Annotated in this window: 20 protein-coding genes and 2 tRNA genes; 11 read left to right on the forward strand and 11 right to left on the reverse strand. The window is 60.2% G+C overall.

All coding sequences use genetic code 11. The features are described 5' to 3' along the window. Positions 1-28 precede the first annotated feature (28 nt). Together dnaK and WC698_01915 are read right to left on the reverse strand one after the other, a co-directional pair. A complete protein-coding gene (gene dnaK / locus WC698_01910; GenBank protein ID MFA6038999.1) occupies positions 29-1927 on the reverse strand; it encodes a molecular chaperone DnaK in 1899 nt (632 codons plus the stop codon). Positions 1928-1985: 58 nt separating this feature from the next. Continuing rightward, the gene (locus WC698_01915; protein MFA6039000.1) at positions 1986-2309 is read right to left on the reverse strand and encodes a hypothetical protein; all 324 of its coding nucleotides are present in this window, start codon (positions 2307-2309) and stop codon (positions 1986-1988) included. A gap of 53 nt (positions 2310-2362) precedes the next feature. Here WC698_01915 and obgE point away from each other — a divergent pair, with 53 nt between their 5' ends. Beyond that, complete coding sequence (gene obgE / locus WC698_01920) at positions 2363-3700, forward strand: GTPase ObgE (GenBank protein ID MFA6039001.1); 1338 nt, start codon at positions 2363-2365, stop codon at positions 3698-3700. A 148-nt stretch (positions 3701-3848) separates the two neighbouring features. On the opposite strand, the gene WC698_01925 is transcribed toward obgE, so the two are convergent. Then, positions 3849-3924, reverse strand: a tRNA-Ala gene (locus tag WC698_01925). Between the two features lie 285 nt (positions 3925-4209). Here WC698_01925 and WC698_01930 point away from each other — a divergent pair. Next, a tRNA-Phe gene (locus WC698_01930) sits at positions 4210-4284 on the forward strand. A gap of 4 nt (positions 4285-4288) precedes the next feature. On the opposite strand, the gene WC698_01935 is transcribed toward WC698_01930, so the two are convergent. Then, complete coding sequence (locus WC698_01935; GenBank protein MFA6039002.1) at positions 4289-6151, reverse strand: PrsW family glutamic-type intramembrane protease; 1863 nt, start codon at positions 6149-6151, stop codon at positions 4289-4291. Positions 6152-6372: 221 nt separating this feature from the next. Between WC698_01935 and WC698_01940 the strand changes: the two genes are divergently transcribed. Further along, a complete protein-coding gene (locus WC698_01940) occupies positions 6373-7071 on the forward strand; it encodes a hypothetical protein (protein MFA6039003.1) in 699 nt (232 codons plus the stop codon). Between the two features lie 15 nt (positions 7072-7086). Here the strand turns inward: WC698_01940 and WC698_01945 are convergent, their stop codons facing one another. From WC698_01945 to mgtE, 4 genes are all read right to left on the reverse strand, one after another. Continuing rightward, positions 7087-7767 carry a glycosyltransferase family 2 protein gene (locus WC698_01945; protein ID MFA6039004.1) on the reverse strand — a complete coding sequence of 227 codons (681 nt, stop codon included), beginning with the start codon at positions 7765-7767 and terminating at the stop codon, positions 7087-7089. 72 nt (positions 7768-7839) lie between these two features. Next, entirely contained in the window at positions 7840-8151 is a 312-nt protein-coding gene (locus WC698_01950) for a hypothetical protein (GenBank protein ID MFA6039005.1), read from the reverse strand. A 294-nt stretch (positions 8152-8445) separates the two neighbouring features. Next, complete coding sequence (locus WC698_01955) at positions 8446-10641, reverse strand: bifunctional alpha,alpha-trehalose-phosphate synthase (UDP-forming)/trehalose-phosphatase (protein MFA6039006.1); 2196 nt, start codon at positions 10639-10641, stop codon at positions 8446-8448. 98 nt (positions 10642-10739) lie between these two features. Beyond that, on the reverse strand, positions 10740-12095 hold the full coding sequence (gene mgtE / locus WC698_01960) for a magnesium transporter (GenBank protein MFA6039007.1): 1356 nt from the start codon (positions 12093-12095) through the stop codon (positions 10740-10742). 142 nt (positions 12096-12237) lie between these two features. Between mgtE and WC698_01965 the strand changes: the two genes are divergently transcribed. Beyond that, a complete protein-coding gene (locus tag WC698_01965; GenBank protein ID MFA6039008.1) occupies positions 12238-12840 on the forward strand; it encodes a hypothetical protein in 603 nt (200 codons plus the stop codon). A gap of 9 nt (positions 12841-12849) precedes the next feature. On the opposite strand, the gene WC698_01970 is transcribed toward WC698_01965, so the two are convergent. Both WC698_01970 and WC698_01975 read right to left on the reverse strand, forming a co-directional pair. Next, complete coding sequence (locus WC698_01970; protein ID MFA6039009.1) at positions 12850-15615, reverse strand: glycosyl hydrolase family 8; 2766 nt, start codon at positions 15613-15615, stop codon at positions 12850-12852. Next, complete coding sequence (locus tag WC698_01975; protein MFA6039010.1) at positions 15578-17890, reverse strand: glycosyltransferase; 2313 nt, start codon at positions 17888-17890, stop codon at positions 15578-15580. The genes WC698_01970 and WC698_01975 overlap by 38 nt, the downstream gene beginning before the upstream one ends. 369 nt (positions 17891-18259) lie before the next feature. On the opposite strand from WC698_01975, the gene WC698_01980 reads away from it, so the two are divergent. Next, a complete protein-coding gene (locus WC698_01980) occupies positions 18260-19732 on the forward strand; it encodes a glycoside hydrolase family 6 protein (GenBank protein ID MFA6039011.1) in 1473 nt (490 codons plus the stop codon). Between the two features lie 8 nt (positions 19733-19740). On the opposite strand, the gene WC698_01985 is transcribed toward WC698_01980, so the two are convergent. Next, positions 19741-20421 (reverse strand): type VI secretion system tube protein Hcp, encoded by a 681-nt coding sequence (locus tag WC698_01985; protein ID MFA6039012.1) that lies wholly within the window; start codon positions 20419-20421, stop codon positions 19741-19743. Positions 20422-20563: 142 nt separating this feature from the next. Between WC698_01985 and WC698_01990 the strand changes: the two genes are divergently transcribed. The 6 genes from WC698_01990 to WC698_02015 all read left to right on the forward strand — a co-directional run bounded on the left by WC698_01990 (position 20564) and on the right by WC698_02015 (position 25433). Next, positions 20564-20920 (forward strand): response regulator, encoded by a 357-nt coding sequence (locus tag WC698_01990; protein MFA6039013.1) that lies wholly within the window; start codon positions 20564-20566, stop codon positions 20918-20920. Positions 20921-20931: 11 nt separating this feature from the next. Beyond that, positions 20932-21711 (forward strand): histidine kinase dimerization/phospho-acceptor domain-containing protein, encoded by a 780-nt coding sequence (locus tag WC698_01995; GenBank protein MFA6039014.1) that lies wholly within the window; start codon positions 20932-20934, stop codon positions 21709-21711. A 34-nt stretch (positions 21712-21745) separates the two neighbouring features. Then, positions 21746-23140, forward strand: a complete 1395-nt coding sequence (locus WC698_02000; GenBank protein MFA6039015.1) for a VanW family protein — start codon at positions 21746-21748, stop codon at positions 23138-23140. Between the two features lie 130 nt (positions 23141-23270). Next, positions 23271-24002: a DsbA family protein gene (locus tag WC698_02005; GenBank protein MFA6039016.1), complete on the forward strand. Its 732-nt coding sequence runs from the start codon at positions 23271-23273 to the stop codon at positions 24000-24002. Positions 24003-24020: 18 nt separating this feature from the next. Next, positions 24021-24956 carry a hypothetical protein gene (locus WC698_02010; GenBank protein MFA6039017.1) on the forward strand — a complete coding sequence of 312 codons (936 nt, stop codon included), beginning with the start codon at positions 24021-24023 and terminating at the stop codon, positions 24954-24956. Between the two features lie 18 nt (positions 24957-24974). Continuing rightward, on the forward strand, positions 24975-25433 hold the full coding sequence (locus tag WC698_02015) for a hypothetical protein (protein ID MFA6039018.1): 459 nt from the start codon (positions 24975-24977) through the stop codon (positions 25431-25433). Positions 25434-25447 lie beyond the last annotated feature (14 nt).

Here is a 25447-nt window from a genome sequence, read left to right on the forward strand (position 1 = left end):
GGTGCGAACAAAACAATCACAATAATAATCACTTCTTCTTATTCTCGTCTTCCTCCACCACCTCCGCATCAACCACCTTCTCATCCTTCTTGTCTTTCTCCCCCTTCGCTGATTCCTTCTGTGCGGCTTCATAGACGACCTTCCCTATCTCCTGCGCCGCAACGCCCAGTTCCTCCGTTGCTTTCTTGATTTGGTCCACGGGAGCGTCCTCCTTTTTGAGGATGTCGCGCAACGCATTCATCTTGCCGTTCACGTCCTTCTTCACGTTGTCGGGGATCTTGGCGTCGTGCTCGCGCAACTGCTTCTCCAATGAGAAGACCAGCGCATCGGCCTGGTTGCGCGCGTCTATCGCCTCGCGCTTCTTCTTATCCTCCTCCGCGTGGAGTTCCGCGTCCTTCTGCATCTTCTCCACTTCCTCCTTGGAGAGCCCCGTGGAGCCCTGGATGGTGATGTGCTGTTCCTTACCCGTCCCTTTGTCTTTGGCTTTGACGCTCAAGATGCCGTTGGTGTCGATGTCGAACGCCACTTCCACTTGCGGCATGCCGCGGGGGGCGGAGAGGATCCCGTCCAGGATGAAGCGGCCGAGGGACTTGTTGTCCCGCGCCAACTCACGTTCCCCTTGGACGACGTGGATTTCCACCGAAGTCTGGTTGTCCGCGGCGGTGGAAAAGACCTGCGCCTTGCTGGTGGGGATCTTGGAGTTCCGTTCAATCAACTTCGTCGCCACGCCGCCCAACGTCTCGATGCCGAGTGAGAGCGGCGTCACGTCCACGAGCACGATGTCCTTGTGGATGTCCCCGCCGATCACCCCGCCCTGGATTGCGGCTCCCAAGGCCACCACCTCGTCCGGGTTCACGCCCTGGTGCGGTTCCTTGCCGAAGAGCTCCTTGACCTTGGCGATGACGGCGGGCATGCGCGTCATGCCGCCCACGAGCACCACTTCGTCAATGTCCTTCTTGGTGAGTTCCGCATCCTTAAGCGCGTTCTCGCACGGCTTCACGGTGCGCTCGATGAGGTCTGCGACGAGGGATTCCATCTTCGCGCGCGTGAGCTTGACGTTCAGGTGTTTGGGTCCCGTTGCGTCCGCCGTGATGAAGGGCAAATTGATATCCGTCTCCGTGGCCGAGGAGAGCTCGATCTTGGCTTTCTCCGCGGCTTCGCGCAGGCGCTGAATGGCGATCTTGTCGCTCTTCAAATCAATCCCCTGGTCCTTCTTGAACGCATTGATCAACCACTCCATGACCACTTGGTCGAAGTCGTCCCCTCCCAGGTGCGTATCGCCGTTCGTGGAGATCACTTCGAACACGCCGTCGCCCAGTTCCAGCACGGAAACGTCGAATGTCCCGCCGCCCAGGTCATAGACGACGATCTTGTGCGCGCGGTCCCCCTTGTCGAGCCCGTACGCGAGCGCGGCGGCCGTGGGTTCGTTGATGATGCGAACCACCTCCAGCCCCGCGATCTGCCCGGCGTCCTTGGTGGCCTGGCGTTGCGAGTCGTCAAAATAGGCGGGCACCGTGATCACGGCTTTGGTCACCGTCGTCCCCAGGAACGCCTCGGCATCCCTCTTGAGCTTCTGCAGCACCTTGGCCGAGACTTCCTGCGGGAGCATCTCCTTGCCGTTCACCACGATCACCGCTCTCCCTTCCTTCCCCTCCTTCACTTCAAAGGGTACGCGCTCCGCTTCCGTCTTCACTTCGTTGTAGCGGTGGCCGATGAAACGCTTGGACGAGAAGATGGTGTTCTTGGGGTTTGTCACGGCCTGCCGCTTGGCGGCGATGCCCACCAGCACTTCGTTATCCTTGAATCCGACAACGGAGGGGGTCACGTTGCTGCCCTCCGCGTTATGGATGACGGCGGGTTGCCCGCCTTCCACCACGGCGACGCAGGAATTCGTTGTACCAAGGTCGATTCCGATGATCTTGCTCATAGAAAAGGGAGGAATATTGAATTAGCACTCTGGATTTTAGAGTGCTAAATCATCAACGTCAATCCCTCTTCTTTCCTTCAAATACCACAGGGCAGCGCACCGGTTTACTGTTACTGTTGTTGTGACAAAAGACGTCACTGCCAAGAACGAGTTTTGCGAAAGCGCAGTTGAGTACTGCTTTCCCCGTATCATCAATCAACCGTTCGACGGTTGCTATGGAGTGTCTATCCTCTGGACCATTGGGAACACGAAATTCCAACATTCGATCTGGTGAACTTTTATCGACCATAAGTTTTACTCCTTCGCATTGAAATTTCTGATACAGATGCCCTCCGGGAGGAATAATCTGTTGTTCATTCTTCACTTCTGGTGCAGAATTCATAGGATAACGGAGTAAAGGTGAGCAAGTGTATTTCGAATTACCTAGCAGTCAATATGTTTTTGGATGAAGCCGTCATCACCGTGCACGGAGGGAAGGGGGGGAGAGGCGCCGTAAGCTGGCGCCGGGAGAAGTACGTACCCAAGGGCGGACCCGACGGCGGCGACGGCGGGCGCGGCGGCGACGTGTACATCATGGCGGATGAGAATACGGACACGCTGAGCGATTACATGTCGCGCAAGAAGTTCGAGGCGTGGAAGGGAGACTTCGGCAAAGGGCAGAACAAGGGGGGGAAGGACGGGGAAGACCTGGTATTGCTCGTGCCGCCGGGGACGGTTGTGACGGAAGTGACTTCCGGAAAGGATGGAAAGGGTGAAGTACTGTGTGAACTGGTGGCGCATGGCGACCGCCTGCTTGCGGCGCACGGCGGGCGCGGAGGGTTCGGCAACGCGCACTTCAAGAGTTCCGTGCGACAGCAGCCCGACTTCGCGGAATTGGGGGAGCCCGGGGAAGAGAAGACGGTGAAGATGGAGCTCAAGCTGGTGGCGGACGTGGGGATCATCGGGTATCCGAGCGTGGGGAAATCGTCCCTCATCGCGGCCATGTCCGCTGCGCGGCCGAAGATCGCCCCGTACCCCTTTACCACGCTCATACCCAACCTGGGTGTGACGGAGGTTTCCGGAAGGTCCTATGTCCTCTGTGATATACCGGGGCTCATCGAAGGGGCATCGGAAGGCAAGGGCTTGGGGGACGCGTTCCTGCGCCATATCGAGCGTTGCGGCGTGCTCCTGCATCTTCTGGATATCAGTAAGGCGCTGCGGGAAGGAGAGGAGCCTGACGCACAAGTCCTCGTGGAGGATTACCGTGCGATACGGAAGGAATTGGAAGCCTACTCCCCCACCCTCTCGCGAAAGCGGGAACTGGTGCTGCTCAATAAGATCGATCTGGTGGGGAATGACGCCAAGGCGCTCGTGAAAGCGTTGAAGAAAGCGAAGATCACCGTGATGGCATCCATTTCCGCCGCGACGCGCACCGGTGTGGATGACCTTAAGAAGGCGCTCCTCCCCATCGTCATAGAGGAGCGGGAGAAGCGGGCGGAGGAGCGGTTGCAGTCGGCGGAGGAAGAACGGAAAAAGCTTCCCGTCCTGCGCCCGCACCTCTCCGCGTCGCGCATGGGCGCCTATCGCATCGAGCGGATGACGGACGGCAGCTTGAGGGTGAGCGGCCAAAGGCTGGAGCAGTTCACCAAAATGACGGATTTCGACAAGGAAGGGGCGGTGCGGCGCTTTCAGAACGTGGTTGAGCGCGTAGGGCTCAAGAAAGCCATCGAAAAGATGTGGGACGGCTCATCGCCCGTGCTCATCGGGGGGATACGCGTGGAGGAGTATCTCTGATATGGAGTGTTTGATGGCGAAGCGATGGGAGTCGACTGCGCGAAAGTTGTTCTTCGCGATGGCCTGCCAACCGTAGCGCAGCCTCTGTGCTATCTCAACAGCCCACCTTTGCCAAGGCTACGGTGGGCAATCTTCGCTGCGCGAAGGTTGGTGGAGCTGACGGGACTTAAACCCGTGACCTCTGCAATGCGAATGCAGCGCTCTATCAGCTGAGCTACAGCCCCAGATGGATGATAAAAAGGGTGAAGGAACGTACCGCGCAGCGCCTTATCTATTACGCCCCGCGGAGCGGGGCTAGGCAGCTGAGCTACAGCCCCAAAGGTGAATTGCAGTCAAGCAAGGAGCGAAGCGACGAAGCGAGACGCAAGATCCTTTGCCCTCCGAAGCTTTAGCGAAGGAGGGCTGACAAATTGTACTAACCTATGGTTAAAAATCCACCCCATTCTCCCATCAATTGCGTATTGAGAAGATTGGCCGGATTTCCTATACTGCCACTGCCTGATCCCCGTGGCCCGGTAGCTCATCGGTAGAGCGCTGCCCTGAAGAGGCAGGCGTAGCCAGTTCGACTCTGGCCTGGGCCACCACCATTCACTGCGCTCCTTCAATCACTTGCCGTGATGTTTGTTCGGGCGGAACAACGGTTGCCGCAGGTTGGGCGGGTGACGCCGTAATGAGCTCGTCGTAGCTCACGCTCGCTTTGTCCGCATCCGCCTCGAACTTGGCAATCACGTCGCCGTTATCCTGCATGCGGCGCGCCGAGACGAACAGGCGGCGCAGCAGCCAGCTTCCGCCCAGGAAGTACACGGCGATGACGAAGGAAATGGGGAGCGCGGCGTTCTGGCCGGGCATGAGGAGCAGGAAGTTCCTCACGACGCCGGAATGGATGGTGCTCGGTGTGCGGAGGAGATCCAGCAGACCCATGGAATAGTTGAAAGCGCCATGGATGAGGACGGCGTACAAAATGCCCCGGATGTACTGCACGTGCTGGAAGGTTGCCTCCGATTTCATGTAGAGGATGCCGTGAATCAAGCCGAGGAGCGGGTGCAGCTTCTGGTCTGAGAACTGCTTCTCCAGGCCGGGCGACGCGAAGAGCGCAACGCCGATGTGGTAGGTGGCGACGGTTGTGGCGAGCACGTGCACGAATGCCACCACGAACGACCGGCTGACCATGGTGCCCAGGAGGCGGGCGAGCGACGCTCCGTTCATCAGGGACGTGAACTCGTACACGGCATCCATGAAGTAGGTGGGGTTCAGCATGTTCTCCGCGACGCTGAAACCGATGCTCACCAAAATGCCCGCGCACAGCATGTCCGTGAGGGTCCGGGAGAACGGGGCGCTTCCCCTCCGCACCATCCACGTCTTACTCCCCTCCTCCAGCAACGCGAGGAGGAAGAAGATCAGCAGCTGCGTGACCAGCGTTGATTGCAGCAACGAGAGGTCGCCGAAAGCCTGGCGATTGAAGAAGAGGGAGGCGGAGGACGGGATGCTGCGGAACGTAATGGTCGCTATGAAGAAGTTCACCACCGTGACGTTCTCCACGAGCACGTTGTAGAGCACGATGGGGGCGGTGGAGAGGATGCCGCCGAGGAACGAGAGGAGCACGAAGTTCATCCGGCGTACGTTGCGCAAAATGAGGGACGCACACACCATCAGTGCGGGAAGACTGCTCAAAAGCACGGCGAGGAGGTACGTGCGAAGGGCCGTTTGACTCTCGTAGCGGAGGGAGGCGTACTGCAGCCAGAAGACGGAGGTGGCGATGAGCGCGGCCTTGACGCCCGGATGCCCCGGGCTGAAGAGGAGCTTCCAGGCGATGATGATGCACGTAAGTGCGAGGGCGAGGATGAAGGGGTCATGGCGCGATTCGGCGCCGGAGAATTCCGCATGCGCCAGGATCAGGACCCAGGTGAACAATGTCGCCGTAAAGAAGGCGACCGTGTATCGGTAACGCATAGTGATCTTGCTTCCCCTCATATCGTGCAGCAGGAAGAGCAAGCCCACGACCGCCGCGAGGGAGAGGAGTATGAGAAGGGTTTCCGCGCGCGGAGCCCATTCCATGGCCGTGGCGGCGATACCGAGGCGGAGGAACCAATGGTCGGCAGCCACGACGGCGGCGAGGAGGAGAGGCAGGGCAAGCAAGCGCTTTCCGTAGCGGGAGAAGAGGCTGCCTATCCCCACCACGCCCAGGAAGGAGAGGAGAATGATCCCTATGTCGCCCTGCTTAACGATCTGTTGCCACAACCCTTCGATGGTCCACAGGTACCGGACAAAGAGCAGGACGCAGACGGCGATGAGCGCCGCGATGGTGCGGAAGCGGAGGGCGGTGGAGGGGCCGCCGCGGTGGAGGACGGCACGGGAAGCTTCACTCACGCGGAACATGGGCAGCAATCCCGTCCAAATGCTGTGGAGCAGGATGGCGAGCGCAAGCACGAGGAGGAATGTGTCCAGTGTCATGTGTTGGTGAGAGTGTCTTACAGTATATTGTAACACATTAAGGTGAACAGTGCCACTTTTCTGCGATACGAGGATGGAACGGGAGGAGAGGCAGATTTGAGGTTACCGGTGCCTGCATCTCTGTTAATGACTACTGTACAACAACTTGCACTAATGGTATAATAATGGTTGTGCCGAAACAAAAATCAGAATGGGCTGTACGGGGTGTCCGATGGGGAAGTATGGGGCTCGCCCTCCTCTCCCTCACCATCCTCCTGTATGCCGTCATCGAGCTCATGAAGTTTGCGAACATCTTGCCGCGTCCCATCGTCTGCATAGGGAATGTGGTTGACTGCCAAATGGTCCAGCAGACGATGGACAGCCTTCCGGGACACGGCAAGTACATCAGCAGCGTCACATTCCGCTCCGATCCGCCGACGAACCTTGCGGGGTACACCAGTTCCCGGGGGGACATGTGGATTTCCGATAATTTGGATGATGTGCAGAAGAGGACGCTCCTTATCCACGAGTACGGCCATGTGGTTGATTTCTTCCATCTTACGGGAAAGCCGCAGGGAACGACCTCACCGTTCACCGTGCGCTACATGCCGGTATTCAAGGACGACCCCAGCGTGGCATTCTATTCCCTGTCCTGGAACAGCACTGCGACGCGGAAGGATGGATCCACCTCGAAGGACTTCGTAACGGAGTATGCACGGGAATCCGCCGTGGAGGACTTTGCGGAAACATACGCATACTTTGTCGTCGCGCGCGATGCGTTTGAGCAGCGGGCGAAGGAAAATGCCGTCCTCCGGGAGAAACTGGACTCTATCAAGGCGTTGTTCCCATTGGGTTTCACGGTTGTGGACATGGAGCCGTGGAACGGTTCCGTTCCCCTCTCCACCACGGACCTCTCGTACGAATGGCAGCAGCCCCTCTGAACGTCATGGTGGTGTTCAGGCATCGGTGATGACGGTGGCCGTTCCGCGGAAGAGATACAATTTGACGTACGTCTTCGTCATGCTCGTCAGCATCCCCATCCGCTCCGTAGCGCCCCTCACGAAGCCGTGCTTGCGTTCCTTCACGATGTGGTCGAGACCCGGGACGGGGAGCACACCCACCTTCTTCCCGAGTGTAGAGGCGTAGTAGTTCAGAGACAGCTCCACGTCGAATCCGCGCCTCTCCTCCGCCGGGACGGCAGACCACAATGCGCGCCGCAGCGCGCGTTCACCGCCGATATTGATCTTGTTGGAGAGGGATTGGATGGGTTCCATGTACCGGTCACGGATCAGCGTAAACATGTCGTAGCGGCCGCTCCGCACGGGCTGGATGAGGGACGTGAGCATGGATGCGGTGAACCCCGTGAGGTCGGCATCCAGGAACACAAGGACATCGCCCTTCGCCTGCCGCACGCCCGCATTCATCGCGCTCCCTTTTCCTTGGTTCTCCTTGCGCTCAATGACGATTGCGGACGTGGTACGCGCGGCATCAGCGGTGCCGTCCGTTGAGCCGTCGTCCACCACAATCACCTCATCCACCAAGGGGTGGCGTTCGGCGACGGTGATGATGGAACGGATGGTGGACTCTTCTTCGAAAGCGGGGATGATGACAGAAACAGCCTGTGATTGTTGTCTCATGATTACAGAGACGTCGAATGGCACGACGTCTTTCCGCAAATTGCTCGTCACGGGAAGGCGGCGTCCCCTTGCTTACAGACGAGCCTGGTCGGGCGGCGGGTCTTGTTGCCGACGGCTGACGCTTCTGATCCCGAATCTGGCGTCTTCCTCCATGTATGCGGGCACCGGACGTTGCACGTAAGAGAGATTCGGCGGATCCGTGACGTCGGCATCCGGCGATTGGAATATTCTCTCATATTCCATGTATTGCTCCACGGTGATGGTGGGAATCTGCGAACGGACTTCTGACTCCGATTCATTCGTATCCTCAGTTTCCGGATGCAGAGGAGAATCGGGTGATGTCTGTCGCAGGTGAGAATCATCGTTCAAGGCATCCGAACGCATAGTGATGGGGGAGAAAGAGGTGGCGACATGCTAAAGATGGGAATCCCAAAGTCAAGAAACCCGTGTAAGTCCCCTACCTTTTCCGCGTCTGCAATTGCAGCGTTCAAGTTCTACGGAAGTTTGGACGCATCATCACCTTCTTCCGTCGGTGAGAAACTACCCTCGACGATGCGGCGGACCATTCCGCTTCCTGTTACAACATCGCACGAGCGATCACACATAAGCATGCTGGCGAGGCGGAAGAAGATTGAGTGGGGAGGATTCACGGATGAATCCTCTCCCATTTTCATGCAATCATTTCCCAACCCTATTCTCCGCGAACGCTTCGAGGAGCGAGAGCATCTGCATGTGTGTGGGGAGGCGGTATGTGGCGATGGAAGGGGAAGGGCCGACTTTGACGGTGAGCGCGTCGGCAGGGAGGGCGCTGAAGAGGTCTTCGTCCGTCCAGTCATCACCCATGGCGAAGAGGAAATCGAAAGGCTTTCTCCGGAGCCACTGCAGAGCCCCCTTGCCCTTATCCACGCCCACGTGCTTCACCTCTATGACGCGCTTTCCCTCATGGATGTCCAGCGGGATGCTGGCGGTGAGGTCGCGCAGGACGCCCATGAGGTCGCGCGTGCGAACGGCGCGCAATTCCGGATCCACCATGCGGCAGTGCCAGGCGAGGGCGTAGTCCTTTTCCTCAATGAAGGAGCCGGGAGTGATGTCCATGTACTGCTGGAGGACGTCGCGGACGTTCTCCTTCCACTCCACGGGCAGTTCCTGCGTACGCTCCCACTCCCCTCCCCGCTTACGCACCCATGTGCCGTGCTCCGCCATGAGTCCGATGGGGAGCTTGGAGAACCATTGGTGCAGATCACGGCGCAACCGGCCGCTGGTGACCACCACTTCCCCCCGTTCGGAAAGCTTCCGCAGGAGACGCAAGACGCGTTGGGAGGGCACTGCCTGGTCCGGTTTGGATCGGAAAGGGACAAGGCTTCCGTCGTAATCGAGCAGGAGGAGCCGGCGTTTGGCGTTACGGTGACGGTTGATGAGTTCCGTACGAGACGAATCGTTCATGTAGGTGGCGGAGAGACTCCCCTGGAGCTCCTTGACGTGTGCAAGTGCCGTAAGGAACTTCTGCGCCCACCAGTCCGCGGTGCGGCGGCGGAGCGAGGCGCGCATCACTTTGTTCCGCCGCAGCTGTTCCCTCTTGGGCATGCGAAGCGCTTCCACCAGCCCGTTCACGATGCTGTCCTCGTACGCGGGATTGACGATCACCGCCTCGCTCAGTTCCTTGGCGGCGCCGGCCATCTCGCTCAGCACCAACACACCGCTGTTCCCCGTTCTGCAGGCAAGGTATTCCTTCGCAATGAGGTTCATACCGTCGCGCAAGGGAGTGACGAGCGCGATGTCCGCCGTCACGTACAGGCTCACCAAGGAGGCGGCGTCAAAGGAGCGGGAAAGGTAACGGACCGGTGTCCATTCCAACGTGCCGAACGCGCCGTTGATGCCGCCCGCGAGCTCGTCGATCTCCCTGCGCATGTCCCGGTACTGGCGGACTTTGGTGCGCGATGGCGGTACGACGAGAAGAAGCACCACCTTGCCGCGGTACTGCGGCTCGCGCTGCAGCAACCTTCGGAACGCCTCCAGGCGCCGGGTGATGCCTTTGGTGTAATCCAGCCGGTCGAGGGAAAGGATGGCAGACCGATCGCCGATGTCGCGGCGCAGTTGCCGCACCGCCTTGGCGGTGGAGCGGGTGCGTGCGAGATGCACGTAGCGGTCGAAATCGATGCCCAGCGGGAAGGCATCCACCGTCACCGTTCTCCCTTCGATGAGCATCTGCCCCACCTCGTGGTCCACCCCCAGGATCCTCTGCATGCCCTTGAGGTAGTGGAGAGCGTCGTCGTACGTGTGGAAACCCACCAGATCCGCACCGGCCATCCCGGAGAGGATGCTGTTCCTCCACGGGAGCATGCGGATAAGCTCGAATGACGGAAACGGAATATGCAGGAAGAACCCGATGGTGAGCGTGGGGTTCGCCTGCCGCAGCAGTTGCGGCAGGAGGAGCAGGTGGAAGTCATGGATCCAGACGGTGTCCCCGTCCGTTGCGTGCTGAAGGATCATCTTGCTGAACTGTTCGTTCACGCGGCGGTAACTCTCCCATTCGGCTTTTCGGAAGCGGACGTATTGGGGGAAGGTGTGGAAGAGAGGCCACAGGGTCCCGTTGCAGAAGCCGTTGTAGTGCTTCTCGATGTCATCGTGCGCGAGCCATACGGGAAGGGCACGGTCCGTCTCCAAAAGGGACGATGCCACGCGTTGCCGCTCGTTCCGCGACAGGCGTTCCCGGGCGATCCCGGGCCAGCCGATCCAAAGGTTCTTCTCCCCGGCGCGGTGGATTCGTTCCAAGCCTGTCGCAACGCCGCCGATGCTCCGGGTGAAGTGCGGTTTGCCTTTCTTCCGTTCGACGCTCAGCGGAAGACGGTTGGAGACGAGGATGAGGGTGGACATACTCCTGTCGTCAGTCATCGGAAAGGTGAACACTCAGTATACGCACAAAGACGGGAGCATCCACCATTCCCCGGAGTTTTCGGGATGAGGACGGCTGTTCAGTGCAAGATGAACACGTTCGCGATGGAGAAGTAAATCACGATGCCGGTCACGTCCACGAAGGTGGCCACGAAGGGGCTGGAGGCGTAGCCGGGATCGATGCCGAAGCGCTTGAATGCGATGGGCAGCATGGAGCCGACGACGGTCCCCCACAGACATATGGCGCCGACGGAGTACGCCACCACCTGGGCAAGCGCCCAGCGGTCGGCGATGCCCAAAACGGATTGGGGCGTCAGTGAAGCGCGGAAGAACGCCACGGCGCCGAGCGTCGCGCCCAGCGCCATTCCCATGAGGAGTTCCCGGCGCAGCACGCGGAGCCACTCGCGCGGTGTCACGTCGCCCAGCGCCATGGCGCGCGTGATGAGCGTCGCAGCCTGCGAGCCGCTGTTGCCGCCGGTGGAAATGGTGAGGGGAACGAACAATGCCAACGCGGTGACGGCGGCGATGGACGATTCGAACCGGGCAAGGGCGGTGAAGGTGAAGAGCTCCGCGATGAAGAGGATGGAGAGCCACACCACCCGCTTCCGCCAGATGGTGGCGAACTTCGTCTCCATGTAGCTCCCTTCCATGGGATTGACGGCGCCGAGGAGGTACACGTCTTCCGTCGCTTCCTCCTCCGCAACCCACAGCAGGTCATTGAGGTGGATGACGCCGATGATCTTCTGGTTATCGTCCACCACGCAACCGATATCCGTCCCCTCCCGTCCCATGCGTTCCAAGACCTGCTCCCGGTCAGCGTTGTGGCTGAAAATGGGGATGGGTTGGGCGACGCTCTCCATCTTCGCATGGCCGGGGGAGGAGAGGAGCGTGCGTGAGGGAATGTAACCGACGCCCTTGCCGGTCCGGAGCAGGACGACCGGGACTTGCCGGTGGTGGTGCCGCACGTACTCCTGCATGGCGACGGATACCGTGGGCACCGTGGCGTGGGATTCCACTTCAATAAAGTTGAGGTCCATGAGCCCCCCGGCCGTCTCCGGCCCGAAGGTGAGGAGCTTCTCGATACGCTTGCGCCTGTCCTCCTGCATCTTGTCGAGCACGTGCGGATGGCGCCGCTTGGGCAGCTGCTGCAGGATATCCGTGGCGTCATCCTCGGTGAGGAAATGGAGGAAGCGCGCGATGGTGTAATCGGGGAGACGGGCGACCACGGAGTGCACGCTCGCTTCGGAGAGGAGGAGCACCGCTTCCGCCTGAACTTCCGGCGGAAGCAGGGCGAACGTCTTCCGCTTGCCGTGCGAGAGTCCGTCAATCACGTCCGCGATGGCGCGCGGGTTCTTCTGCAGCAGAAATCGCCGGAGGTCCTGGTCGTTCTTCGAATTGAGGAGGCCGTCTACGGTCTGCAGCAGCGTATCATCCATGTGATTCTGTGCGGAACGATCTGGAGAATCCGCGCTATCCTACGCTGGGCATGGGGTGCGGGAAAGGGGAAAGGACACCTGACATTGCAGGAAAGGCGCCTCTCTTCTGGCTGTCTTCACCCACCTCGTCTACACTGTCTTCATGTCCATCGATCCGGCAGCCCAATTCCAGTTGATGGTGAGTGCCATCGGGGATCTTACTCCCGAGGAGCGTCTTATCGGCGCATTCCTCTCCATACGGGACATACCCTATGGCAGCGCCAATTCCCCCAGCCCGTTCGCCGTCATTGAACGCAACCGCGGAACGGCGAAGGGCAAGCACATGCTCCTCAAGATGGTCCTCACTTCCCTGGGTTATGAGGTGAAGGAGTATTGGGCGCGCCATGATTTCTGCAAGATGCCTGTTGCCCCGTGGCCCGCGGTCCTCACGCCTTTCTGCAACGCACCGCTCACCGGGTTCCATGATTTTCTCAAGGTCCGCGTGGGGGAACGTTGGGTGACGCTGGATGCGACATACGACAAGCAGCTCAAGAGCCTGGGGTTCCCCGTCCACGAGTGGGACGGGAAGTCGGATGTGGAGCTTCCCGTGACTGCGGAAGAGGTGTTCCCCGTGGAACCGCCCATCGACGAACATAAGCGGAGGCTCGTCGCCGCGCTCCCCGAGGATATGCGCGATCGCCGGAAGCACTTTCTGAAGACGTTGAAGAAGTGGCTGGAGGAGGAGCGGGCGAAGATGGCGGCCTGAAGGTGGCGGTCACGCATCCGGCGCGTTGCTCCAGAGCCACAGCCCGAACCAGTACCAGCTCTTTTCGTAGAATGCGGCTGCGGGAGAGAGGTAGGGCGAGCCTTTTTCCAGGTAGAACGTGCGCACCACATCCTCCGCCCTGCGGGGATGCGTGATGGACCACACGGAGAGCGGTCCCGCCAGCGAACCAGTGTCGAGCAAACAGCCGGTGCCGGATGCGGGATACACGCTGCAGGGCGAACCGCGGAGAGGCCAATCTCGTTCGAAGGTGGTGGCTTGACGCAGATATACGCGAGGCCGGTCATCTTCGGTGAGCAGACCGTCCAGTGCAATGCGGAAGAAGGTGCGGAAGGCGTCGTAAGAATAGTCAGCGCCGTTCTCCTTTCCGCCGTAGGGAAGGAAGTCGCCCGTACGGCGGTCGATGGCGATCCAGTCGGGAGGAAGGAACGCATGCATCAGGGTTCCCATGGGCCTCGCAGAGACGGCTTTCAGGTCCTCGTATCCCTGTGCTACCACCTCCTCCCAGTCATGCTGCGTATCGTAGGCTGAGAAGAGCCGGTAGGCATGCGGGGAGAAGTACGAAGGGTTCAGGGTGATGTCCGAGCCCGTGGTCGCCCAATTTCCCGCGGTGAGATGTCTTCCCTTTTGCGTGGTTGCGGTTTCATTCTCCCAAATGCCGTTGATGATGGGGAGAGCATCGGCAAGGTACTCATCACCCCCCCATTCCTCCCCCGCGCGGAGGAGAAGGTACGCGATGTCCGTATCCGCGTCTGTAGCGGAGTTGGCATCCAGCACCACGAGAATCTCCCCCTGCATGGCGAACTTCCACTGGAACAAACGGTCCGGGCGCTGCAAGTTGAGCTTGGTCCACCTCCACACCCTGTCGAACGTCTCCCGGTCATCCATCAAAAAGGATTGCCACAGCGCATACGATTGGGATTCCGACGTCCCTGTGCCCTGGACATCCGTGTAGAACCCATTGCGGTACGCGGGCTTCAGGTGACTCTCGTACAAAGCTTTGAGGTGCGGGGGGATGCTGTCCTTGGAGAGGGCCGCCTGCAGAGGGACGGCGCTTTCCCGGGGCATGCGCATGGCCGTGTAGATCGTCCGGGGGTCCCAATCGTTTTCACCGTCGAGAGACGGTATCGCTTGCGCATTGAAGCCACTCTCCTGCACGAAGGCTCGAAACGCTTCTTCGTTGAGGCGGTACACCTTCCTGCCGTTGTTCTCGAAAGCAGGTTCGAAAAATGCGGGGAGTGCACCGTCGGCGCCCCAGGATTGGTAGACCTGTTCGTTCTGTTCCGCCCACGGGTCGGCGGCGGAAGCGGGGTTGTGCATCACGATCCACTGCGCGAAGTTCCAGGGTTCACGCAAGGCCTGCTCAAAGTACAAGTAGTTCCCTTCGTAGATGTAACGGTCCAACGGGATCCCCGTTTCCGTGATGATGGGGTCGTTGTCCGACCGTGACATGAGGATGTTCCCGCCGCGGTAATGCTCCCGCAGGAACCGCGCCGTCTCCCGCTGTTCCCGGCTGGGGCTGTTGATGTCCCTTCGGATGGTATCGAAACGTTCGGCGAAGACCACTCGTTGGAACTGCGCGCCCGAAAGTGCGAATAGGGCGATGAGTGCGACGGAACGGACGCCTGTGAGGAGGGACGAAAAGCGGTTGTCCTTCCCGTACCGGAGGGTGTGGAGAAGGAGGAGCGGTGCGAGGACAACAAAGCCGATGACAGTGAGCCCGTACCGGTCATTGTTGAAGAAGCCGTAGGGAGGAAGTTCCGGCACGTTGATGATCGTGGAGCCCGTGAACTGCGTGATGACGACGAAGAGGAGGGGGCTCAGGAGCACCAGGAGCGGCGCCAGGGCTTCACGGTAGCGGAGTGAAAGCGCCGTTCCCCACAGGAAGCTCACGAGGGAGAGGAGGACGAAGAATTGCCCCCCCATGTGGTACGCCGCATGGAGCGTGTAGCGCAGCGAGGCGATGAGGTTGAGATGGGCCGGTCGGACGTTGAAGGAGGGGTCGCGCAGCCAACTCCCTCCCATGAACGCGAGGGGCGATCCGCCGAAGATCCAGCCGTATACGGCGATGAAGAGGAAGCCCAGCACGGCGACGATTCCGAAAATGAGGGATACCGCTTCCAGTCTTGCGTACGGCGCGCGTTCCCGGAGAAGGGTGAAGAGGATGACGGCGCCCGTGACGGGCAGAAGGATGAGGCCTTCGTACCGCGCGAGGCACGAAAGGGAAACCATAGCCCCCGTGAAAATGAGCGAGAAGGTCGTGCGTTCCTTCAGCCAATACGTGATGGCGTATGCCGTCCCGAAGGTTGTGGCGAGAAAGAGCACTTCCATCATAGGGACGACCGCGTAGTAGAGGACGAACGGGTTGAGGAGGAAGAGTGACGCGGCCGCCATGCTCCAGGCGCGTTTGCCGGTGAGAAGGAAGCAGGTCCGGTGGAGGAACACGGCTGCAAGGAAGAGCAGGGGCACGAGCACCACGGCGCCCGCCAACCCCGAGGTGTACAGGGGGCCCAGTGCGGTGAACGGGGCGAGGAGAAGATGGAGGAGCGGCGGCCAGAAACCGATTTGGCTGATGCCCGGCGTGCGGCTGTCGCTGAGGAGGCGGGAGAAGTTCAAATGGGCGTTCTCGTCGATGAGGGACGTGGTGAGGCGGGACACGTACACGAGCACCAGAATCACGCTTGTGGAGGCGAGCGTGGCGGCACCGAGGAACGCATCGTCAATGGACGGCCACCTGCCGCGGGAGGGTGATTGCATAACTGGTCTTGGTAAGGTGCTTGCCGTGACGCGTCTTTTCCCAATGGTGCGGACGCAGCGCCATTTGCACGGCGCCGTGGACGGTGGCGACGGCGAGGAGGATCCAGTACAGCGGCGAGAGGAGGCTGTACTTCACCAGAGCGAAACGCTGTCGGCGGTAAGCGCCGAGGAGGTTGCAATAGGTGAAGAGGAAGTTGCCCGTGACGAACGACGCGACGGAGACGTAGAGCACCGGTCCCGGGAACAGCTGTTGGATGGTGGCGGAATGCGTGGAAGCCCACACGATGAGCAGGAGCCAGAAGAACAGGTTCAGCGCATTCACGAGCACGCTTCCCGGCACGATGACGAGGAACGCGAGGAACGGGCGCCAGCCGCCGAGCTCGTGCCAGAGCCGGACGGGATGGCGGAGATGGACCATGGACGTTTGGATGAACCCCTTCACCCAGCGGGAGCGCTGAAGCATCCACGCATGCACGCTGCTCGTCGCTTCCTCGCTGCTGAAGGAATCCAAAAGGTCGCTGCGGTATCCCCGGCGATAGAGGCGGATGCCCACATCACAATCCTCCGTGACGTTGTAGGGGTCCCAAGCCCCGATCTCCTCCAGTGCTGTTGTGCGGAAGTGCGTGCTGTGGCCGGAGAGCGGCAAGGGGAACCCCAAGTGCTGCAAGCCGGGGAGGAAGAGGTCGTAATGGAACGTGAACTCCGCGTTGAAGAGTTTCGTGACCCAGTTCTGGTAGGCATTGTAGTGGTCCAGGCGCGTCTGGAGGCAGGCGACGTCCGCATGTGTCCGGAAGGCGATCACCGCTTTCTTCAATTGGTCGGGGTCCGGGATGATCTCCGCGTCGTAGATAACGATGTATTCGCCCTTCGCTTCCCGGAACGCCACGTTCAGTGCTTTCGGTTTCGTTTTGGGGGCGACATCGGGGAGGGTGACGATGCGGAAATGCGGCGGGAAACCCGCGCGCTCGATCGCCGTCCGCGTCTCTTCGTCGTACTCCTCCAGCGTGATCATGATATCGAGCTTGTCCGGCGGGTAATCAATGGCCGTCATCGCCTGGAGGATCTGAGGAACCACATCCGCTTCCTTATACAGGGGGATGAGGATGGTGTAATGAGGCAGGTCTTCATCGTTCAGATCCCTCACGTCGTCACCGCTCACGCGCAGGGGCGGGTGGCTCATTGCGTGGCGCAGCACCCAGAGCTTGAAGAGAATGAGGCCGAGGTAGAAGGAGGAGATGATCCCGGAAACGAGTATGAGGGGATTGGTGCTCAAGAGAATGCTCCCGAGCGCCAGGATGCCGGCTGCCGCCGCCATGCACACCGCCGCCAAGGAGACGGTCTCCCATCGCAGTTGCTTCTTCACGCTGAAGATCTCCGGCAAGAAGAGGAAGTCCGTCGTGTTATCAAACCCGCCGGGGAAGAACTCGGATGGGTGATGTGCAGCCAGGAATGGAAAGACGTCAAAGAAGGACGTGCGCAGCCGCAAGCGCAATGCGCCCCAAGCGAGCGCAAAGCCGTCCCGGAAGACGCGCACGTTGCTGGTGCCGCGGAACCGTTCTTCGAAGATGATCGGCCTCTCCCCGATGGTCCATCCGAACCTCTGCGATTGAAACAGGAATTGGTAATCGAAGCCCCATGCGGAAGAGGAGAATGCCACCCCTTTCAGCGCATCCTTCCGGAATACCTTGAGTCCCGATTGCACGTCCACATTGAGGGAGAGCAGAAGGCGACCGCACACCACATTGAATGCGTTGCTGAAGAAGGAGCGCAGGAAGCTCGTCCGACGGTGGGTCCGTCGCGCAACGACGATGTCGTACGTGCCGATGGCTTTGACGAGCGCGGGAATCTCCTCCGGCGGGTACTGCAGGTCCGCATCGATCATGGCGATGATCCCGCCTTCCGCGGCGGCGATGCCTTCCCGGAGTGACTGCAGCTTCCCCTGTTTCCCTTTCTTCTCCAATATGCGGACCGTGAACGGCCACGCGCGTTGCCGCAGGAACTCCGCGCTGCCGTCCGTTGACCGGTCATCCACCACGATGCATTCCGTGCCGTAGGGCAGATGGGAGAACATGCGTTCTAACCGGCGGAACAACGCGGGTAGGTTCTCCCGTTCGTTGAAGACCGGGATGATGACGCTGAGGAATGTGAAGGAATGTCCGTGGTGGTCCGCCTTCCTCTTCATCCCCTGTTGCAACGTCCTCCCGCGTCTGTTTGCGGAGACGCCGTGCGGGGGTAAGTCCAAGGAGCGCGGGGGTTCTTGCGTGAGTCTCGACATCTGCGTGGGTGGGTGGGAAGCGACGTTGCCTCTCTTGACGCACCTCTTCGCGCACGCTTACAGAAGATGAGGAGGAAATTTCTTCGCCGGCACAAGGGGGAGAACGTACGGAAAGACGAAGAAGTCAATTGGGGGGTTTGCGGATCGAAACCCTGGGAACGACCCTTACGCAAGCGCAGAACATTCATTGTGGTACTAGACGGTAAAAACGATAACCCGCAATTCTTTCCCCGGAACACTTGTCCCGGCCTTCCCATCCCCTTAGGGTCGGCTGTCTTTTTCCCCCACCTTGCCATGAGGCAACAACCCCTGCCTTTTCGTTCGGTTCTGCGTGCGTTCACATTCACCGCACACACCTGTCGGTCTCGCATGGTTGCGATACTGGCGCTCCTGGTGATCGTCACGCAACTCGCCCTGCCGAATCTTCTTCCGGTGACGCAAGCCGTCGGCGCATCACCGTCTTTGGACGTATGGTGGCCCGCGGATGGAGCGGTCATCAACGGCGTCCAGCCGTTCAAGGTAATGCTCAAGGATGCGGATGTCGGGAACTACACTGCCTACTGGCAGGTGGACGGCGACCGTTTGAATGCCATGCCGACATCCCTGGACGGGTACCCGCACAAGGAGACGACGGTGGATTTGTCCGGATGGACCTGGCGCGGGAGTGGACCGTACGTCATCACCTTCGTCGCCAAGGACGCTGCTGGGAACGTGCTGGCGACACGCAGCGTGAACATACGCACGGGTGATGGGGCAGGCGCATCTTCATCGCAAGCATCGTCCAGCTCTTCACTTTCCCTCCTCCAGCGGCTCTCTTCGTTCCGGAAGCTCCCTTCCGCTTCCGCAACGCCATATCCTTCTCTCTCTTCCGTAGCTTCATCGTCTTTATCATCCCTGTCACAGCCCTCCTCGGTCGCATCGTCCGCCGCGGCGTCCTCCGCACCGGCGGTGACATCATCTCCGCACAACGTCTTTACCGGCGCGCGTTTCTACGTCAATCCGCAGAATGACGCTGCCAAGCAGGCAGAAGCATGGAAATCTTCCCGTCCCCAAGACGCACAAACCATCCTGAAAATCGCACAGCAGCCGGAGACGTTCTGGATGGGGAACTGGAACCCCGACATCGCGGGTGATGCGCGGAAGTTCGCCGATATCGCCATCAATGCGGGCGCGCTGCCCGTCTTCGTCCTCTACAACATCCCCCAGCGCGACTGCGGCGGGTATTCCGCCGGCGGGGCGAACGGCGGTGATGCGTACCGCGCGTGGGTGCGCGGATTTGCCGAGGGCATCGGTTCACGCAAGGCCGCCGTGCTCGTGGAGCCGGATGCTCTCGCGGGCATGGATTGCCTCTCCGAGCAGGACCGCGAGACGCGCATGCAGCTTCTGCGCGAGACCGTGCAGACGCTTAAGTCCAAACCCGGCATGGCGGTGTACATCGATGCGGGGCATGCGGCATGGAAGAGTGCGGACGACATGGCTTCCCGCCTTACGAAGGCGGGCATAGACATGGCGGAAGGGTTCTCCCTCAACGTCTCCAACTTCGAGACGGACGCGGATACGGTGCGGTACGGAACGGAGCTCTCACAGAAGACGGGCGGCAAGCACTTTGTCTACGATGCGGGACGCAACGGTGCAGGTCCCGCGCCGGACCGGCAGTGGTGCAACCCCCCCGACCGCGCTCTGGGACAACGTCCCACCGTCAACACGGGCAATGCGCTCGTGGATGCCGTCCTCTGGGTCAAGGGTCCCGGCGGATCCGACGGGTCATGCAACGGCGCGCCGTCCGCGGGCCAGTGGTACCCGGAATATGCACTGGGCTTGGCGCAGAGGGCGCGTTGGTGACATCGCGCCTACAGCGGCCTCTGCCGCCTCACGTCCCATCCGCTCTGGATGGCTGGTCCGGTGTCGCCGTTGGGCAGGAGCGGCGTCACTTGGAAGGTAATGCGCTCGAAACCGAGCGTGAGGGTGTCGAGAGGGATCGCCTCCCCCGTTGCGCTCACGGAAGCGTACGAGAGCACCGTGACGCCGGAGAGCGTCCAGCGCAGCAGTTCCTGCGGGGCGTTCTGCGTGCGGACCGAAATGACGGCGGAGGCGAGGCGGTCACCCGCCGCGGCCGCCAGGAACAACCGCGGGGATGCGAGGTTCTCGCGCATCACCACGCTGAAGGAGCGGGGTCCTCCGGTTGCGGCGCGGTCCTGGCGTTCCACGCTGATACCGTAGGACTGCAGGGGGATATCCACGGATTGGTTCGTGATGGGAAAATCGAGGAGACGGAGGGAAACGCCTACGGGGAATGACTCCCGGATTGCGGAAAAACTCTCGGAGGCGATGGAAGACGACGGGCTCCCGTCGGTGCCAAAGTGCGTCACAGGCGAGGATGCGTTCCCCGCAGAGGAGGAGAGAGAACTCTCCTCATTCTGCGTGTCGAAGATGATGCTGTTGCCGGAGAGCGTTTGCGCGCGCGCCGCAGTCCAACCGATGACCGGGATGAGCACGGCGAACAGTGCCAGGAGTCGGATGACGTACTTCATGGTGGTGCATGGGGGAAGGGTCGTCTGTGTTGACGAAGGAAGCAGAAGAAATGTGCGAAAGAGATTGGACGTGAGCGGATATTGGTATATTGTTTCCTTCGTTTCGTTGCAGCGCCCGGATTGATCTCATCCCCCCTACCGTATGTCGTCCATACTGCTCGTGGAAGATGACCCGTTCCTTCGAGAAACCATCCGCTTGAGTTTGGAAGAGCACGGTGTGGAGGTGCAGGAAGCGGCGAACGGCGAGGAGGCCATTGATGCCATTGACCACGTTGTTCCCCGACTTGTTCTCTTGGACCTCCTCATGCCGAAGAGAGACGGCTACGCGGTGTTGAGCCACATACGGGAAAAGGAAATGAAGTTCCCCGTTGTCATCCTCTCCAACCTGAGCGACTACCTCGACCACGAAAAGTGCATGAAGTTGGGCGCGCGAGATTACTTCATCAAAAGCGACATGGATGAGGAGGACCTGTGGGTGAAGATCCAGAAATACCTCTGAACGGTCATCCTATGAAGAACCGCGCGCTCCGAAACCAGGCAGGGGAAATCATGAAGGTTCTTTTTCTGGAGAGCCACGGGCTGCGCAGTCCCCTCACGGCCATCCGCTGGGCGTGTGGTCGCTTGAGGAAGGAGAGCACCGGCGTGCTTTCCAAAGAACAGCGGTACTTGGTCGACCACATCTACCTGAACACGAAGAAGCTCACCACGGCACTCGAATCCATGCTCCTCCTCGCGCGGATCGGGGAGAGGGGCGCGGAGAAGGCCGTACAGGAACTCTGCGTCAAGGACCTCTTCGACCGGACGAGGACGGCGCTCAATCCCCCGGCCGACGTCACGTGGCACATCCACGCGCCGCACTACCACTTCACGGCGGACCGCATCCTCCTGGACATGCTCCTCAAGGACATCTTCACGATCTTCCTGGAAACACCCGCACCGGGCGGGAGGGCGGTGTTCATCGACGTTGCCTCCGCCAACGGGGAAGTGTCGTTCCGTTTCCGCTCCTCTTTCCTCCTCCCCGTGGGGAGCGTGGATGATGCGCGCGGGGACGCCTCGGGGGAGGGGTCAAAGGTGATCGGGGGCATTCCCGGGCTCATGTTGTCCATGGCACAGGCGCTTGCCGTCCACATCAAAGGATCGGTGGAACTGGAGGAAGTGGTGACGGGGGAATTCATTGCGGACGGGACGGTGGAACTGGGAGAGAATGCCGCGGATGAGCACCGTATAGTGCTGCGGATCCCCGCTTCGGTACGCATTGTGGAAGGGGCATGCCAGGAAAAGGGTAGTTGACAAAATCAACACAAATTAGTATAATACATGTTAAATGACGAAGAAGAAAAACAAATATCTACGCTTCTTCCTGCGGAAAAGTACACATTCCGTCCTCTTTGGCGTCTTCTCCATCACACTGCTCTCCTGGTACGGGACGCAGGGCATCCTTTCCCCAACCGCGGCCGTCTTTCCATCGTCCTCACTGAAGTATGCATCGCATGGTGCGGCTGGGGATTCCGGCACGTCGCTTGCATACGAAGGCAGGGTGTACCGGTTGCAGAAGAGGCTGCGGAAAGCGTTCGGGAGGACGTATGATCTCGATGCGCTGCAAGAGGCGGTGCGGGAACGGGCTGCGCTGCTCAAGAAGTCGGTGACGGTACAATGGCAGAACACGGAAGGAGATGAGGTGCCGCCGTGGACCGTTTCCGTGGGCGGGTACCCGTCATGGGTGAAGGCGCAGGCGACGGAGGGGACATTCGGCTTTGCGTTGAGCAAGGAACAGATTGCCGCTTACCTCACCCTCACCCCGCCGCCCGGCATCACGACGCCCAAGAACAGCATGCTCACGGACGTGAAACTCGAGAACGGCGTCTACCGCGCGGTGGTGGACGGCGATGCGGAAGCGGGGTACGCGCTTGATGCGCAAGCGACAGCGGAAACGCTGATCGCTCTCCTGAAAACGAGCGGAACGTCCGCTCTCCTTCCCCTCAGCTTCGTTCCGGGACGCATCGTCAATGCTTCGTCATTCGACCTCGGTCCCCTCCAATTCCTCACGACGGGCCGTTCGGACTTTGCCGGGTCGGGGTACGGCCGCATCTCCAACGTGCGCAAAGGGCTCTCGGAACTCATCGACAATATCATCGTGCCTCCCGGTGAAGAGTTCTCCTTCAACAAAGCGGTGAATGACATGAAGGTCCCCGGCGGCTGGCAGGACGCGTTGGTCATCGTGAACGGCAAAGACCTGGTGTCGCAGCCTGGCGGGGGGATTTGCCAAGTGGCGACTACCGTGTACCGTGCCGCGCTCAACTGGGGGCTCCCCATCATGCAGAGGGCGAACCACAGCCTGTTCGTCACCTACTACATGAAGTTCGGCGTAGGTATCGATGCGACGATCTATCCCAAGCAGCAGGACCTCACCTTCATCAACAACACCGGCCATTACCTTCTGCTGCAGGCGTACTCCCGCGGTTTCGATGCATACGTGAATCTCTACGGGCAATCCGATGGCCGCATGGTCGCTTTGGAGGGTCCGTTCTTCCAATCCACGTCCAGCGCCGCATTCCAGCAGGTGAACGGCAAGGCCCTCCGGAGCAACGAGATCGGTTGGCTCCAGAAGATCACGTTTGCGGACGGGTTCTTCCAGACGAATGTCATCCTATCCCGGTACTCATCGGTCCCGCGGTACGTGAAGGAGATGTATGCGCAGCTGCAGGGGGGGAATACGTGAGGAATATCCACATCGGCTATTGGGCTGTCGCCCATCTGAAGTGTCAAATGGGATTCCATGAAACACCCGTTCGATCTTGTATGATGGTCATCGGCATGCGCTTTCTTTTGCGTCCTTTTCTACATTTTCCATGAACACATCCTCCACCCATTCCTGGCAGCAGAACATCTGGTTCTCCGTCTCCCTCGGCCTCCTGGGCGTCATCGTCGGTTACATGGGAGCGCAATTTACCGGCGTGAAAGCACCGCAGGTTGCAGAGAACCCCTCTGTCCCAAACCCGACGGAACAAGTGGCTCCTCCCGTCCAGCCGCCACCTTCGGTGGATGGGACAAAGGACCACATCAGAGGCGATGCCAATGCGCCCCTCAGCCTCATCGTCTACTCGGATTTCGATTGTCCCTATTCCAAGCGCCACCATCCCACGCTCGCGCAGATAACGGACGCGTACGGGGAGAAAGTGAACGTGGTGTACCGCCACTTCCCCCTCAGTTTCCATCCCACGGCGCAAATAAAGGCGGAAGCGTCGGAATGCGTTGCGGAGCTTGCCGGGAACAGCGCCTTCTGGTCGTTCACAGACGCAATGTACGATCCTGCGGCGACGGCGGCACCCGCGACCAAGGATGAGCTCGTGGCTCTGGGTGTCAAGCTCGGCGCGAATGAAGGGCAGATGCGCGATTGCATCGAACAGGGGAAGTACGCGCAGGACGTGAAGGACGAGATGCAGGCGGGAACATTGGCAGGAATCAACGGGACGCCGGGGAACATCCTCTTGGATAACCGCACCAAAAAGACCAGCGTCATCGTGGGCGCGCAGCCGATCGATGCGTTCAAGACAGCTATCGATACCGTATTGGCACAGTAACCTTCCCTCCCTATTACTATGAGACGCTCCACTGCCGCCGCAACCGGACTGCTCACCCTCACCTTGCTCCTCACAGCCTGCCAGTCCCCCTTCCAATCGTCCGTTTTCCCGGAGGGAGACGGTGCCTCTTCTTCGGAGGAGGTGTTGGAACTCATGCCGGCGGAGGAAGTGACGTACCAGGGGACGGTCCAGGCGCTTCCCGCGGGATCTTCCCTCGAGGAAGCCACGCACCGGCTCGCGCTGGGAGAGGGGCTCTACCTCTACCTGCGCAGCGACACGGTGGACCTGGATGAGTATGTGGATCAGGAAGTGCGCGCGAAAGGTGTGGTGCGGTCAACGGTGGAAGGCGATGCGGACATGATGCGCGTCTCCTACATGGAGACCATCCTCTCGGATGCCTCATCCTCATCGTCGGAAAGCGAGAGCTCTTCCTCCCAAGAATCTTCTTCGCAAGTATCATCCGAACCCATACCTGCATCGTCTTCCGTCCGCAGCGTCGTTTCGAGCAGCGCGGCGTCGGTCGCCGTCCAACAGAGCAGCGCCTCTTCCGCCTCTTCCCTTTCGGACCAGGAGAAGACGATGGCGAAAGCGGGAACGGACGCGGGCTTGTGGACACAGAAATATTGCTCCACGCACATCGGCTTCTGCATCCCGGTGTACAAGAACTGGTGGTACAAATCCTTCGGGGCTACGGATGCGTCGCTCTGGCACGTGGAGCTGAGCACGCAGGAGATCGAGAATATGGGGGAAGGTGTCATAGCGCTGGACTTTGAGAGCGGCCCCCTGCCGTCCGGAGGTACGGACGGCGCCGTGCAGGACGCTGATGGCGGCGTCGTGGGGTACCGCGCCTGGACGAACGGCCGGCACTTCCGGATCACCGCGCCGTCGTCGCTGCGCTCATCCGTCCGATACATCACCGAGAACCTTACGACGTACGAAGTTCCCACGGAATAATTCTTTCTCCTCGCTTGTATGGGCAGTGATGGAGATGCCACAGCCGTCCCCCCCGTTCCCCCTTCCGGCGCGAAGGAAGGGGCGAAGAAAGCATCCTGGCTCGTGACGCAGGATGAGAAGGATGATAAAGGCCCGGAGCGGTTGCAGGAAATCCTCACGGAGGCGCCGACGTCTTCCGCCGTGCGATACGCGCCCCTGCTGGACACCTTGCGCTTGTACGCGGGGTGGCTGTTGGCCTGGTACTTTATGATCTACGCGCTCGCGGGGTACCAAGTGACGCGTCCCCTCCCCTTCCGTCTGTCGCTCTTGGATGATTTCATCGGCTCCGCGCTCGTGGCGCAGATCTCCGCGGTCCTTTTCCTCTTTCTCCTGCTCACGTCTCTGCATCGTGCGGTGCGCGGAAAGAACCTCTTTGGTATCCTTCTGACCTTATTGGGGTTGATAGGTATCCTGTTATTTTCGATGAATATAAGATGACATGAAGCGCTTCT

Source organism: Candidatus Peribacteraceae bacterium (assembly GCA_041661065.1).
Taxonomy (GTDB): Bacteria; Patescibacteriota; Gracilibacteria; order Peribacterales; family Peribacteraceae; genus CAIKAD01.

Bases quoted from the DNA above. Each gene is read 5' to 3' on its own strand.
- dnaK (MFA6038999.1), bottom strand. From the start codon at position 1,927: ATGAGCAAGATCATCGGAATCGACCTTGGTACAACGAATTCCTGCGTC.
- WC698_01915 (MFA6039000.1), bottom strand. From the start codon at position 2,309: ATGAATTCTGCACCAGAAGTGAAGAATGAACAACAGATTATTCCTCCC.
- obgE (MFA6039001.1), top strand. From the start codon at position 2,363: ATGTTTTTGGATGAAGCCGTCATCACCGTGCACGGAGGGAAGGGGGGG.
- WC698_01935 (MFA6039002.1), bottom strand. From the start codon at position 6,151: ATGACACTGGACACATTCCTCCTCGTGCTTGCGCTCGCCATCCTGCTC.
- WC698_01940 (MFA6039003.1), top strand. From the start codon at position 6,373: ATGGGGCTCGCCCTCCTCTCCCTCACCATCCTCCTGTATGCCGTCATC.
- WC698_01945 (MFA6039004.1), bottom strand. From the start codon at position 7,767: ATGAGACAACAATCACAGGCTGTTTCTGTCATCATCCCCGCTTTCGAA.
- WC698_01950 (MFA6039005.1), bottom strand. From the start codon at position 8,151: ATGCGTTCGGATGCCTTGAACGATGATTCTCACCTGCGACAGACATCA.
- WC698_01955 (MFA6039006.1), bottom strand. From the start codon at position 10,641: ATGTCCACCCTCATCCTCGTCTCCAACCGTCTTCCGCTGAGCGTCGAA.
- mgtE (MFA6039007.1), bottom strand. From the start codon at position 12,095: ATGGATGATACGCTGCTGCAGACCGTAGACGGCCTCCTCAATTCGAAG.
- WC698_01965 (MFA6039008.1), top strand. From the start codon at position 12,238: ATGTCCATCGATCCGGCAGCCCAATTCCAGTTGATGGTGAGTGCCATC.
- WC698_01970 (MFA6039009.1), bottom strand. From the start codon at position 15,615: ATGCAATCACCCTCCCGCGGCAGGTGGCCGTCCATTGACGATGCGTTC.
- WC698_01975 (MFA6039010.1), bottom strand. From the start codon at position 17,890: ATGTCGAGACTCACGCAAGAACCCCCGCGCTCCTTGGACTTACCCCCG.
- WC698_01980 (MFA6039011.1), top strand. From the start codon at position 18,260: ATGGTTGCGATACTGGCGCTCCTGGTGATCGTCACGCAACTCGCCCTG.
- WC698_01985 (MFA6039012.1), bottom strand. From the start codon at position 20,421: ATGAAGTACGTCATCCGACTCCTGGCACTGTTCGCCGTGCTCATCCCG.
- WC698_01990 (MFA6039013.1), top strand. From the start codon at position 20,564: ATGTCGTCCATACTGCTCGTGGAAGATGACCCGTTCCTTCGAGAAACC.
- WC698_01995 (MFA6039014.1), top strand. From the start codon at position 20,932: ATGAAGAACCGCGCGCTCCGAAACCAGGCAGGGGAAATCATGAAGGTT.
- WC698_02000 (MFA6039015.1), top strand. From the start codon at position 21,746: ATGACGAAGAAGAAAAACAAATATCTACGCTTCTTCCTGCGGAAAAGT.
- WC698_02005 (MFA6039016.1), top strand. From the start codon at position 23,271: ATGAACACATCCTCCACCCATTCCTGGCAGCAGAACATCTGGTTCTCC.
- WC698_02010 (MFA6039017.1), top strand. From the start codon at position 24,021: ATGAGACGCTCCACTGCCGCCGCAACCGGACTGCTCACCCTCACCTTG.
- WC698_02015 (MFA6039018.1), top strand. From the start codon at position 24,975: ATGGGCAGTGATGGAGATGCCACAGCCGTCCCCCCCGTTCCCCCTTCC.